At 70.5% G+C, this 12,039-nt stretch carries 11 protein-coding genes and 1 tRNA gene; 8 read left to right on the forward strand and 4 right to left on the reverse strand.

The window, feature by feature from the left end:
• Positions 1–79: 79 nt before the first annotated feature.
• Entirely contained in the window at positions 80–1,741 is a 1,662-nt protein-coding gene (locus tag AB0I45_RS06260) for a thiamine pyrophosphate-dependent enzyme (protein WP_137319583.1), read from the reverse strand.
• A 207-nt stretch (positions 1,742–1,948) separates the two neighbouring features.
• Between AB0I45_RS06260 and AB0I45_RS06265 the strand changes: the two genes are divergently transcribed.
• The 5 genes from AB0I45_RS06265 (at position 1,949) to AB0I45_RS06285 (ending at position 7,001) form a co-directional block, all read left to right on the forward strand.
• A complete protein-coding gene (locus AB0I45_RS06265) occupies positions 1,949–3,607 on the forward strand; it encodes a hypothetical protein (protein WP_345030820.1) in 1,659 nt (552 codons plus the stop codon).
• Positions 3,608–3,759: 152 nt separating this feature from the next.
• Positions 3,760–4,488 (forward strand): amino acid ABC transporter ATP-binding protein, encoded by a 729-nt coding sequence (locus AB0I45_RS06270; protein WP_175407044.1) that lies wholly within the window; start codon positions 3,760–3,762, stop codon positions 4,486–4,488.
• Between the two features lie 9 nt (positions 4,489–4,497).
• Positions 4,498–5,409, forward strand: coding sequence for a glutamate ABC transporter substrate-binding protein (locus AB0I45_RS06275; RefSeq protein ID WP_295687011.1), 912 nt, complete (start codon positions 4,498–4,500; stop codon positions 5,407–5,409).
• A 102-nt stretch (positions 5,410–5,511) separates the two neighbouring features.
• Positions 5,512–6,174 carry an amino acid ABC transporter permease gene (locus AB0I45_RS06280; protein ID WP_345030824.1) on the forward strand — a complete coding sequence of 221 codons (663 nt, stop codon included), beginning with the start codon at positions 5,512–5,514 and terminating at the stop codon, positions 6,172–6,174.
• The gene (locus tag AB0I45_RS06285) at positions 6,171–7,001 is read left to right on the forward strand and encodes an amino acid ABC transporter permease (protein WP_345030826.1); all 831 of its coding nucleotides are present in this window, start codon (positions 6,171–6,173) and stop codon (positions 6,999–7,001) included. Before AB0I45_RS06280 ends, AB0I45_RS06285 begins: the two co-directional genes overlap by 4 nt.
• A 72-nt stretch (positions 7,002–7,073) precedes the next feature.
• Here AB0I45_RS06285 and AB0I45_RS06290 read toward each other — a convergent pair whose 3' ends face one another.
• The gene (locus AB0I45_RS06290; protein ID WP_345030828.1) at positions 7,074–7,580 is read right to left on the reverse strand and encodes a thioesterase family protein; all 507 of its coding nucleotides are present in this window, start codon (positions 7,578–7,580) and stop codon (positions 7,074–7,076) included.
• 213 nt (positions 7,581–7,793) lie between these two features.
• On the opposite strand from AB0I45_RS06290, the gene AB0I45_RS06295 reads away from it, so the two are divergent.
• Entirely contained in the window at positions 7,794–8,111 is a 318-nt protein-coding gene (locus AB0I45_RS06295; RefSeq protein ID WP_137319590.1) for a GNAT family N-acetyltransferase, read from the forward strand.
• Positions 8,112–8,121: 10 nt separating this feature from the next.
• Here the strand turns inward: AB0I45_RS06295 and AB0I45_RS06300 are convergent, their stop codons facing one another.
• Positions 8,122–9,303 carry a transglycosylase family protein gene (locus AB0I45_RS06300; RefSeq protein ID WP_345030830.1) on the reverse strand — a complete coding sequence of 394 codons (1,182 nt, stop codon included), beginning with the start codon at positions 9,301–9,303 and terminating at the stop codon, positions 8,122–8,124.
• Positions 9,304–9,581: 278 nt separating this feature from the next.
• Positions 9,582–9,654 (reverse strand) — tRNA-Asn (locus AB0I45_RS06305).
• Positions 9,655–9,853: 199 nt separating this feature from the next.
• Here AB0I45_RS06305 and AB0I45_RS06310 point away from each other — a divergent pair.
• Together AB0I45_RS06310 and AB0I45_RS06315 are read left to right on the forward strand one after the other, a co-directional pair.
• The gene (locus AB0I45_RS06310) at positions 9,854–10,762 is read left to right on the forward strand and encodes a DMT family transporter (RefSeq protein ID WP_265809689.1); all 909 of its coding nucleotides are present in this window, start codon (positions 9,854–9,856) and stop codon (positions 10,760–10,762) included.
• A 46-nt stretch (positions 10,763–10,808) separates the two neighbouring features.
• Positions 10,809–12,005 carry a glycosyltransferase gene (locus AB0I45_RS06315; protein WP_345030835.1) on the forward strand — a complete coding sequence of 399 codons (1,197 nt, stop codon included), beginning with the start codon at positions 10,809–10,811 and terminating at the stop codon, positions 12,003–12,005.
• Positions 12,006–12,039 lie beyond the last annotated feature (34 nt).

Here is a 12,039-nt window from a genome sequence, read left to right on the forward strand (position 1 = left end):
ATTATGGGCGCTCGGGGCAACCTCGCACAGGGTGGAGGGCTCCGGGGGCGTGCCGGGAGGGACCGCGGGCCGGGAGACCTCAGTACGCCTTGACGCGCTGCTCGACGATGATGTGGATGAGCGCGAACTCGCCGTCGGCGATCGCGGCGAGCGCGGTGTCGACGGCCGCCGGCACCTCGGAGTCGCGCTCGACGCGCACGCCCACGCCGCCGTAGGCCTCGGCGAGCTTGGCGAAGTCGGGGTTCGCCAGCTGCGTGCCGGACACCCGGTCCGGGTAGTCCCGCTCCTGGTGGGTGCGGATGGTGCCGTACTCCTGGTTGTCCATGACGATGACGAGCGGATTCGCGCCGTACTGCTTGGCGGTCGCGAGCTCCTGGCCGTTCATGAGGAACTCGCCGTCGCCGGCGATCGAGATGATCTGGCGGCCGGGGTGGTTGAGCGAGGCGGCGACCGCGGCGGGCACCGAGTAGCCCATCGAGCCGTTGCGGGCGGAGATCATCGAGGCGTAGCCGTTGGTGGGGAAGTAGCGGTGGGCCCAGTTCGTGTGCTCGCCGGCGCCGAAGGTCACCATCGCGTCCTCGTCGAGACGGGGGACGAGGTTCGCCATGAGCGTCGCCATCTTCGCCTGCCCGTCGCCGGGCTCCGCCGTGGGGAGCGCGGCGAAGTCGTTCTGCCGTTCGCGCAGCTCGTTCGTCCACTGCCGCCAGGCGTCGCGCACCGGCAGGTCCATGCGCACGAGGTCGCGGATGAAGACGTCGGGCTTGGCGACGATCTGATGGCTCACCGGGCCGGACCGTCCGCGCAGGGCGGGGTCGATGGTGACGAGGAAGTTGCTCTTCTCCCAGTTCTGGCGCGCGGTGAAGCCGTCGGTGATGACGTCGCCGGGCACGGTGCCGACGAACACGAGGAGGTCGGAGTCCTCGAGCACGCTGCGGGTGTGGTGCGGCCGGCCGTAGCCCAGCGGGCCGACGTAGCTCGGCGAGGTGAACGGCACGGTGCCCTCGCAGCGCCATTCCGCGGCGGCCGGCAGGTTGTGCGACTCGAGCCAGGCGGTGAACTCCTCGGCGGCGGGGTGCGTCCAGTCGTTGCCGCCGAACACGAACAGCGGGCGCTCGGCGTCGAGCAGCGCGGACTTGAGCGCCTTCCAGTCGGTGACGGTCATGCCGCCCTCCGCGATCGGGATCCGCGGGTGGAGGACGCCGTCGTTGCCCATCTTGATGATGTCCTCGGGGAGGCCGACGACCACGGGGCCGGGCCGGCCGGAGGCGGCGGCGAACATCGCCTCGGCGACGATCTCCGAGGCGCGCTCGGCGTGGTCGAGGATCATCACGCGCTTGGCGCCGCTGTCGAACCAGGCCTTCGGATCGAACTCCTGGAAGGCCTCCTTCTCACGGTGCTCGAAGGGGATGAGGCCGACGAACAGCACCATCGCGGTGGAATCCTGCCAGGCGGTGTGGAGGCCTACGTGGGCGTTCGCAGCTCCGGGTCCGCGGGTGACCATCGCGATGCCGGGCACCGGGTTCATCTTGCCGTCGGCCTCGGCCATGTAGGCGGCGCCGCCCTCGTGGCGGCAGACCACCGTCTCGATATCCGAGTCGTGGAGCCCGTCGAGCACGTCGAGGTAGCTCTCGCCCGGCACCACGTACACGCGCTCGACCCCGTGCTGCGCCAAGGACTTGACGATCATGTGCCCGGCCGAGACCGAGTTCGGGACACCTTCGATATCGCGTACCGTTGTCATGGTTCCTCTTCGCTCCACTCCGTCGTGACGCTGCCGCGCACTCCCTGCCGGGACCCGAGTCTACGGGTGACCGGCGCCACTGTTCCTGCCATGATGATCGAAAGCGCGTGCGTCCCGCACGGTTTCCCGACATGCAAGACGGTGCACGGGCATCGAGAACCGTCCGGGCCCGGCGGGCCCGCGCACCGACAGGGCGGAGGAGGGCGGATGCATCGGCGCACCGGTCTGCTGCTCGTCGGTGTCGTGCTCGCGGTCCTCGCGCTCCTCGTGTCCCTCCTCATCGTCCTCGATCCCGAGCTCGGCACCTCGCCGGAGTCCGCGGCCCGGCGCGCTGCCGAATCGCTCCAGGAGGACGCGGTGGCCCACGGGCCCTGGACCGACCCGCAGGCCGCGGAACGGGAGTACGCGAAGGTGCGCGCCCCGCTGCGGACCACCCGTCTGCTCACCCCGACCGTCGTCGATGTGCTCGAGGTCCGCAGCACCGGAGAGGCGAGCGCGCAGGCGGTGCTCCACTGGGGGTGGACGACGGACCCGGAATCGGAGACCGGGATTCCCGACTGGACGTACACCTCCGTGCTCGAAGTGCGCAAGCACCGACTGTCCTGGCAGGCCGAGTTCGTGCCCGCGGTGGTCCACCCCGACCTCACAGGCGGCCACGTCTTCGCCGTCGAGTCCGCTCCGGCGCAGCGCGGGCAGATCCGCGGGGCCGGCGATGCCGTGCTCACGAGCACTGAGGCCGTCGTCGACGTCGGGATCGAACCCGGACGCGTCGAGGACCTCGATGAGGTGCTGCGGGTGCTCGAGGCGGAGCTCGACGTGGATCCCGGACCGCTGCGGGACCGGGTGGAGAGCGCCGCGGCCACCGCCTTCGTGCCGGTGATCACCCTGCGCGAGCGCGACTACATCGACGTCGCCGGGGCCATCCGGCCGATCCCCGGCACGGTGTTCCGCCGCAGCGAGCGCTCGATCCCGGTGCGCCAGGGCCTCGGCCCGCTGCTGCTCGGCCGCGTGGGCGAGGCCACCGCCGAGGAGATCGCCGCCGCACCCGCCCGGGTGCGCCCCGGGGAACTCGTGGGCCGCGGCGGCCTCCAGGAGCACTACGAGGAGGAGCTCGCCGGGTCCGACGGGTACACCCTGTCCATCGCGATGGCACCCGTGGACGGAGAGTCGGCACCGGAAGAACCCGCCGCCGAGCCGCTGCTCACCGTCGACCCGGTGCCCGGCCGGCCGGTCCGCACGACGATCGACCTCGCGGTGCAGGCCGCGGCCGAGGCCGCCCTCCAGGACACCGGATCCCCGGCGGCGCTCATCGCCGTCGACCCCGGCACCGGAGAGATCCGCGCGGTCGCGAACGCCGACGGCGGATTCGACCGGGCGCTGCGCGGCGGCTACTCCGACGGCCCGCACTCCCTGCTCGTCGAGGCGCTGCTCGAGCACCGCGGCGAGGATCCGGACGACCCCGGCCGGCGGACAAGGGCGGCGGCCGACCTCGGGATGAGCGGCCTCGACATCGGTCTGCCCGCGCTGTCGGCACGGACCGCCGGCGCCGGGCTCACCGGCAGCCCGATCGCCGCGGCGGCCGGCGCCTCCTCGGTGCTCGCCGGGGGCACCTCTGCGCCGGCCCTCGTCACCGAGGCCGGCGGCGCGCCGCGCAGACTCGCGGGCACCGCCGGGTCGCTCACCGCGGCAGAGGCCCGGGCGCTGCGGCCGGTCCTGAACCGGCCCGCGGACACCGGTGCGACGACATGGCGCATCGGGGAGACGGAGCACGCGGGCGTAGGACTGCTGTTCGTGCTCGTCGTGGAGTCCGCGGACCGCGGGGAGGCCGACCGCGCCGCGGAGCGCTTCCGGGAGCAGCTCGGCTGAGCATCTATAACGGATGCGTCTCGATTCGGGACCAATGACCGCCATTCGGGGTCGGAGTGACCTGCACCACGTGCAGGGTGTTTATTGTGATCCACATGACAGCTGATCCGAACCCCGCGCAGACCTCCCCGCAGCCTGCTCCCGGCCGGCCGCTGGTGGAGATCACGAACGTCGACAAGCACTTCGGCGAGTTCCACGCGCTCAAGGACATCACCCTCACCGTGCACCACGGCGAGGTCGTCGTCGTCATCGGCCCGTCGGGCTCCGGGAAGTCGACGCTGTGCCGCACGATCAACAGGCTCGAGACGATCGACAACGGCACGATCACCATCGACGGGAAGGTCCTCCCGGAGGAGGGTGCCCAGCTCGCGCAGCTGCGCTCCGACGTCGGCATGGTCTTCCAGTCGTTCAACCTCTTCGCCCACAAGACGATCCTCGAGAACGTCACGCTCGGCCCGATCAAGGTGCGCAAGCTGGGGAAGGCCGATGCCGACGCCCTCGCGATGGACCTGCTCACCCGGGTGGGCGTCGAGCACCAGGCGCAGAAGTTCCCCGCCCAGCTGTCCGGCGGCCAGCAGCAGCGCGTCGCGATCGCGCGAGCACTGGCGATGAAGCCCAAGGTCATGCTGTTCGACGAACCGACCTCGGCGCTCGACCCGGAGATGATCAACGAGGTCCTCGACGTCATGGTCGAGCTCGCGCAGGACGGCATGACCATGGTCGTCGTCACCCACGAGATGGGATTCGCGCGCAAGGCGGCGAACCGGGTGGCCTTCATGGCCGACGGGGAGATCGTCGAGGTCGCGGAGCCGGAGACCTTCTTCACCGCTCCGAGGTCCGAGCGGGCCAAGGACTTCCTGTCCAAGATCCTCACCCACTAAGGAGACACCATGAAGAAACTGCACACTCTCCTCGCGGCCTCGGCCGTCGGCATCCTGGCGCTGAGCGCCTGCGGTCAGAGCGGCACCCCGGAGACGGGCGGCGGAGGCGGCGAAGGCGGCGGCGACACCGCTGCCGAGGCGCCCCAGTACGAGGTCGCATCCGACGTCGACCTCGCCGACAGCCCGACCTGGTCCGCGGCGAACGACGCCGGGACCCTCAAGGTCGGCGTGAAGTTCGACCAGCCGGGACTCGGCAACAAGGACGCCACCGCCGATGCCCCCGAGGGCTTCGACATCGAGATCGCCAAGATCACCGCCGCCGCGCTCGGCTTCGAGCCCGACCAGATCGAATGGGTCGAGACCGTGTCGGCCAACCGCGAGCCCTTCCTCCAGCAGGGCAACGTCGACCTCGTCGTCGCCACCTACACGATCAACGACGAGCGCAAGGAGGTCGTCGACTTCGCCGGACCGTACTACGTCGCCGGTCAGGATCTCCTCGTGGCCGAGGACTCCGAGATCGCCGGACCGGACGACCTCGCCGGAACCACCGTGTGCTCGGTCGACGGCTCCACCCCGGCCCAGCGGATCCAGGACGAGTACGGCGACGCCGAGCTCGTCACCTACGACGCCTACTCCAAGTGCGTCGAGGACCTGCAGACCGGCAACGTCGACGCGGTGACCACCGACGACGCGATCCTCCGCGGCTACGCCGCGCAGTACGAGGGCGAGTTCAAGGTCGTCGGCGAGCCCTTCTCCGACGAGCCCTACGGCATCGGCCTGCCCAAGGACGACCAGGCCCTGCGCGACGCGGTCAACGATGCGCTCGAGCAGGCAGGGGAGGACGGCACCTGGACCGAGGCGTTCGAGTACACCCTCGGCGACTCCTCCGGCGTCGAGCAGCCTGCGGTCGACCGCTACTGATCCGTGCCCGCGCGAGTGCTCCCGGGTGAGGGTCGACGGCCCTCACCCGGGGCGCCTCGGGCGGACCTCACCCAGCTTGACCGAACCGAAAGCTGATCGCCCGTGTCATTCCTCGATATGACCCAGCTGTTCCTCAGCGGCACGTGGGGAACGCTGAGACTCTTCCTCCTCACGCTCGTGGGCTGCCTGGTCCTCGGCACGATCCTCGCCGCGATGCGGGTCTCACCCACTCCGGTGCTCCGGGTCACCGCCCACAGCTACGTCAACGTGGTGCGCAACACGCCGCTGACCCTGGTGATGTTCTTCTGCGTGTTCGGCCTGCCCTACCTCGACATCCGGTTCGCCGAGAGCGCCGGACTCAACTCGATGATCCTGGCGACGATCGCGCTCATCGCCTACACCGCCTGCTTCGTCGCCGAGACCCTGCGCTCCGGCATCGCCACGGTGCCGGTGGGGCAGGCCGAGGCGGCCCGCGCGATCGGCCTGACCTTCGGCCAGACCCTGTCCACGGTGGTGCTCCCGCAGGCCGTGCGCACAGTCATCCCGCCGCTCGGCAGCGTCATCATCGCGATGCTCAAGAACACCTCGATCGCATCGGCGTTCAACAACCGCGAACTCATGTCGGCGATGCGCAACGCGATCGAGCTGCGCGGCGACCTCGTCATCACGATCCTGCTCGCCACGGCCGTCGTCTACCTCGTGCTGGCGCTGATCCTCGGCCGGGTGTTCGACCTCCTCGAGAAGAAGCTGGTGATCCTCCGATGAGCGCGCCCACCCAGGTCCTCTTCGACGCCCCGGGCCCCAGGGCGCGGCGGAACAACGTCATCATGTCCGTGGTGTCGGTGCTCGTGCTGCTCGGCATCATCGCGTTCATCGTCTGGAAGTTCTACGACGCCGGCCAGCTCGAGCCGAACCGGTGGAGCCCCTTCACCTACACCGGCATCCAGCAGGTGCTGCTGCGGGGGATGGGCGCCACCCTGTCCGTCGCGGCGGTCGCGACTCTGCTCGCCCTGGCCGTCGGACTCGTCTTCGCGCTGCTGCGCCTGGCCCCGACGCGCGCGATCTCGCTGCCCTCGACGATCGTGCTCGAGGTGTTCCGCGGCGTCCCCGTGCTGCTCCTGATCTTCGCGACGTTCATGATCTTCGGCAACCGGATCGGACCGTTCTGGTCGGTGGTCATCGGGCTCACGCTCTACAACGGCATGGTCATCGCGGAGATCATCCGCGCCGGCATCCTCGCCGTGCCCAAGGGGCAGCGCGAGGCGGCGATGGCGATCGGTCTGCGCAGCTCCCAGACGATGGGTCTCGTGCTCCTGCCGCAGGCGCTGCGCGCGATGATGCCGACGCTCATCGCCCAGGTCGTGGTGCTGCTCAAGGATTCCGCGCTCGGCTTCATGGTGACCTACCAGGACCTGCTCTACCAGGTCAACGCGATCGGCCGCCAGTACAACAACCTGCTCCCGACCTTCATCGTCGGCGCGCTGCTCTACATCGCCATCAACATGATCGTCGCCGCGTTCGCGCAGTGGCTCGAGCGCCGCCTGCAGTCGAAGACCGCCGGGGGCTCGGGGCCGGCGAAAGCCACCGACTGACGACACGCCGTCGAGCGACGATGCGGCGCCCCCGGGCGGGAGGTGCCGGACCGGGGTGCCGCAGGGGTCGTGTCAGCGGCGGACGCCCATGGCCCCGCACACCGGGGCGGGCCAGCCGAGATCCCCGTCGGCGGCGACGGCGGCCTCGAGCGCCTCGCGGAACTCCTCGGGGAACGCCGCGGCCTTCCGGGCGGTCATGTCGACGTGGACGAGCACGACCTCGAACACGGTCGCGACCCGTTCGCGCTCCCGGTCGAGGATGAGGGTGATGAGGTGCACCGACTTCGGACCGACGTCGACGCACCGCACATGCGCGCTGAGCCGCTCTCCGAGGCGCAGCTCGCTGAGGTAGGTGAGGTGGTGCTCCGTGGTGAACAGGCCGGTCGGCGGCTCGGCCTCATAGAGTCGCTGCAGGCCGAGTCCCTGGCAGAACTTCCACGCCGCCTCGCCGCCGATGTCGAAGAAATGGCTGATGTTCATGTGCCCGTTCTCGTCGATCCAGTCCTGGGGGACGGTCGCCTCGAGCACGGTGGGCAGGGCATCGACCTGGGCGAAGGTCGGGGTGCTGAAATCGGCCACGGGGGCTCCTCGTTCGTCTCGGCGGCATCGGCAAGCACTGTCGAATATATCGGACCCGATGGCGGCGGTGCGTGCAGCGTCCACGGTGAGTGCACCGCGGGCCTCATCGAGCCGCCGGGGGAGTGATGCCCGTCGGGGGGTCCGCCGGGGCAGCGGTGGGTGCGGATAGACTCGGGGCCATCAGCCCGCCTGCGCTCGGAAGGGGAGCCGCCCATGAGCACACCTGAGATCGTCACCACGCCCGTCGAGGTCCTCGACAACCTCACCCACGATCGGTTCGAGCTCTGGGCCTCCGAGCCGGAGCGCACCTTCGTCGGCTTCCTCGGCTACCGGCTCGAGCGGCCCGGGGTCTACGACCTCCAGCACACGATCATCTCCGAATCCTTCGGCCGCCAGGGGTACGCGCGCACACTCGTGACGAAGGTCCTCGACCAGCTCCGGGAGCGCGAGCAGCGGATCGTGCCCACGTGCTCCTACGTGCAGCGCTACCTCGAGCGCTTCCCGCAGTACGCGGACCTCGTGGAGTCCTGAGCCCCGCCGCTCAGCGGATGCCGAGCTTGCGGGTGCATGCCGGCCAGGCGCCCCAGCCCTGGACCTTCTGCACCTTCTGCGCGATCTCGATCTGCTGCTCGCGGGTGGCGAGGTGCGCGTTCTTCGCGTACTTGTGGCCGCCGAACGCCTTCCATGTGCTCGCGGAGAACTGCAGGCCGCCGTAGTACCCGTTGCCGGTGTTGATCTTCCAGTTGCCTCCCGATTCGCACTGCGCCAGGCGGTCCCACACCGGGTCGATCGTCGTGTAGGTCTTCAGGCCGCCCTGGAAGCGCTGTTCCCACCTGCCGCTGCCGACCTTGCGCTCACTGCCGGTGGGATAGCCCCAGGAGCCGTTCTCCCAGCCGGCCTTCGCCCACTGGCGCTGCATGCCGCCCTTGGTGGCGTGCGCACCGGTCTTCGGCGACCAGTGGATCTGGCCCTTCTGGAACTTCTGGTAGCAGCCCCCGCCCTTGAGTCCGCAGCGTTCTCCGGAGGTCGGGTAGCCGAGGTCGCCGGTCTCGTGGCCGTTCCAGGACCAGGCCCGGGCGATCGCGCCGGTGGTCGCCCGCGCACCGGTCTTCGGTGACCAGTGCACCTCGCCCTTCTGGAACCGCTGGTAGCAGCCGCCGCCCTTGAGGCCGCAGCGCTCGTTCGACGTGGGGTAGCCGAGCTTCCCGCCCTCGTGCCCGGTCCGGGCCCAGGTGTTCGCGATCGCGCCGAGGGTCGCATGGGCGCCGGTCTTCGGCGACCAGTGCACCTCGCCCTTCTGGAACCGCTGGTAGCAGCCGCTGCCGCGCAGACCGCACCGCTCGGCGGTGGTCGGACGGCCGAGGTCGCCGGCGGCGCCGCCGAGGTCGTGCCAGGTCGAGGCGATCGCACCGCGCACCGCGAACGCGCCGGTGCCGGAGCTCAGTGCATCGCCGGCCGGCGCCTCGGATGCGGGATCCTCGGGAGCGCTCTCGTCCGCTGTGTCATCGGATCCGGCACCCTCGTCCGGGGCCTCTTCGGGCTGAGCGCCCTCGTCCGGGGCGTCTTCGGGAGCGCTCGGGGGAGCGGTCGTCGCCTCCGCGCTCGGTCCGGTGTCGGTCGAACCGAGGCCGGCCGCGGAGGCCGAGGCGATGCCGAGCTGGGCGGTCATGGCGAGTGCGGCGACGGCGACCGCCGTGCGCCGTGCGAGATCGGTGATCCTCATGATGTGGTCTCCGTCGGTCGGATCGCGATGTGCACCTCGGGCGGGTTCTCGGCCACAGGCGGCACGCGTGGAAGATACGTTACGGTATCTTAACCATAAGGGCGCAGTAATGTCACAATGTCGCAACACTGACATAATGTGATGCGCCACTGGGGGAGGCCACACCTCGCGGTGGAAATGTGCGGGGCGCCGGAGCCCGACTCGACGGGGGACAAGGCGGCCTGCGAACGCGAAGCAGGCGGGACCCGGAGAAATCCGGATCCCGCCTGCTCGATGTGCTCCCCCGGCTGGGCTCGAACCAGCGACCCTTCGATTAACAGTCGAATGCTCTGCCAACTGAGCTACGGAGGAATAGCGTGCGTGGTGCCGCACGCGAGAGACCACTCTAGCACCGGGCCTGCCGGAGGTCCAAGCGGATCGGAATGGCGTGGATCACAGCCCGGGGGAACCTGCCCGACGACCCTGGGGTTTTCCGCCGACCTGCCCGTGAACCCCCGGTTTCCGGCTCTTCGGGACGGTGCCCGGCGTCTCGCCTGCTTAGACTGTCGGCGTGACCCCTCTCGCCATCGTCCTCGCAGTGCTCGCCGCCGTCGGCCTCGCCTTCGGCGCGATGTACCAGCACCGTGGTGTGGCCGACGAGGACGATCACCCCGCAGGATTCCGGCTCGGGACCTTCCTTCGCCTGCTCCGCAACCGGACGTGGCTGCTCGGCCTCCTGTGCCTGGGGCTGGGCACCGTCGCGAACGTCGTCGCCCTCTCGCTGGCCCCCGTCATGGTCGTCCAGCCGATCGGTGCGGTCTCCCTCCTCATCTCGATCCTCCTCGCCGCCCGCTACCGCGGACTGCGGATCACCCGTCGGATCTCGCTGGCCGTCGCGGTCTGCGCGCTCAGCGTCGCCGCCTTCGTTGCGGTGTCCGCGAGGATCGCGAGCACCCGCCTGCACGTGGGGGAGGAGTCCCACCCGGTCGCCTGGATCGCCTTCGCGCTCTCCGCGGTCTTCCTCGTCGTCGTCCTGGCCTGGCGGCGTCCGCCGCAGCTGCTGCTCGTGCTCGGTGCCGGTCTGCTCTTCGCCTGCGTCGCCACGACCACGCACCTCGTGAGCAACCAGTTGTTCCAAGCCGGCCCCGGCGCGGTGTCGCTGCTCAACCTCGTCGCGCTCGTCGTCGCCGCCGCGATCGGGACCTGGTTCGTGCAGGCGGCGTACTCCGCCGGCCCGCCGGAGATGGTGATCGCCGGTCTCACCGTCGTCGACCCGATCTTCGCCGTCGTCCTCGGCTCGGTCGTGCTCGGGGAGGCCGCCGGCGCACCGCCGCCCGTCGTGCTCCTCATGTCGGCCACCGGAGTGGTCGCCTGCGCCGCCGTCGTTGTATTGTCCCGATATCACCCGGACGTCATCGAACGGGAGCGCGCCCGGCGCGCCTCCCGGGCCGTCGTCGCCGCGACAGGATCACGCGTCTGAGCAGGGCTCCCGCCCGCCTCCACGCCCGGAAGGACACGCACCGGACATGGCATTCCCGCCACCGCTGACCATCTGCATCCCCGCCGAGACCTATGCCCCCGAGGTCAATGGAGCCGCGAAGTTCACCGAGCGCCTCGCCGCCGGACTCGCTGCGCGCGGTCATGAGGTCCACGTCATCTGCCCCTCGCCCACCGGTGTGCCGAGCACCGACCGGGAGGACGGGGTCGTCGTCCACCGCATCCGGTCCCATCGCTGGTACTTCCACCCGACCTGGACGATCTGCATGCCCTGGGAGACCAAGCCCGCCGTCGCCCGGCTGCTCGACGACATCCGCCCCGACGTCGTCCACACGCAGGCGCACTTCGTCATCGGCCGCTACGCGTTCTCCGAGGCGCACCGCCGCGGCATCCCGGTCGTCGCGACGAACCACTTCATGCCGGACAACGTGCGGCCGTATCTGCCGGTGTCCGGTCCGGTCGTCGACGCTGCGACCGCCGCGGCCTGGTGGGACCTGCGGCGCACGTTCCAGTCCGCCGAACACATCACCGTGCCCACCCAGCTCGCTGCGGACCTGCTCACCGAGAACGGTTTCGACCGGCCCATCCAGGCGGTGTCGTGCGGGATCGACCTGTCGCGCTTCCGCCGGGCGCAGGAGGGGGTGGGCCCGGGCGTCGGCGGGTCGGACGCGGCCCCGACGGTGCTGTTCGTCGGTCGGCTGTCGAAGGAGAAGCACATCGACGACATCGTCCGTGCCCTTGCCCGCACCGACCCCGGCCTCGGCCTGAGCGCGGTGATCGTCGGCACCGGCGACCAGGAGCCGGCACTCCGCTCGCTCGCCGCCGAGCTCGGTGTCGCCGACCGGGTGGAGCTGCGCGGCAAGGTCGACGAGCGCGCGCTCGTGCGCGCCTACCAGGAGGCGACGTTCTTCTGCCTGCCCGGCACCGCGGAACTCCAGAGCATCGCCACCCTCGAGGCGATGTCCTCGGGAAATCCCGTGGTGCTCGCGGACGCGGTGGCGCTGCCCCACCTGTGCGAGGACGGCGTCAACGGATTCCTGTTCCCGCCGCGCGACGTCGACGCCCTCGCCGAGCGCTTCACCCGCCTGTGCCGGATGCCCGCGGCCGAGCGCGCCGCGATGGGAGAGGCCTCCCAGACCACGGCCGCCCGGCACGACATCACCCGCACCCTCGACGCGTTCGAGGACATCTACCGGAAGGTCATCGATGAGCCCCGTGCCGCCTGAGCACCCGACCCCCGGCACGCGCGGTCCGGGGTCC

This window comes from Brevibacterium sp. NPDC049920 (genome assembly GCF_040656435.1).
Lineage (GTDB): Bacteria > Actinomycetota > Actinomycetes > Actinomycetales > Brevibacteriaceae > Brevibacterium > Brevibacterium pityocampae.

Coding starts and splice junctions, on each gene's coding strand:
- AB0I45_RS06260 (WP_137319583.1), bottom strand. CDS start 1,741: ATGACAACGGTACGCGATATCGAAGGTGTCCCGAACTCGGTCTCGGCC.
- AB0I45_RS06265 (WP_345030820.1), top strand. CDS start 1,949: ATGCATCGGCGCACCGGTCTGCTGCTCGTCGGTGTCGTGCTCGCGGTC.
- AB0I45_RS06275 (WP_295687011.1), top strand. CDS start 4,498: ATGAAGAAACTGCACACTCTCCTCGCGGCCTCGGCCGTCGGCATCCTG.
- AB0I45_RS06285 (WP_345030826.1), top strand. CDS start 6,171: ATGAGCGCGCCCACCCAGGTCCTCTTCGACGCCCCGGGCCCCAGGGCG.
- AB0I45_RS06295 (WP_137319590.1), top strand. CDS start 7,794: ATGAGCACACCTGAGATCGTCACCACGCCCGTCGAGGTCCTCGACAAC.
- AB0I45_RS06300 (WP_345030830.1), bottom strand. CDS start 9,303: ATGAGGATCACCGATCTCGCACGGCGCACGGCGGTCGCCGTCGCCGCA.
- AB0I45_RS06315 (WP_345030835.1), top strand. CDS start 10,809: ATGGCATTCCCGCCACCGCTGACCATCTGCATCCCCGCCGAGACCTAT.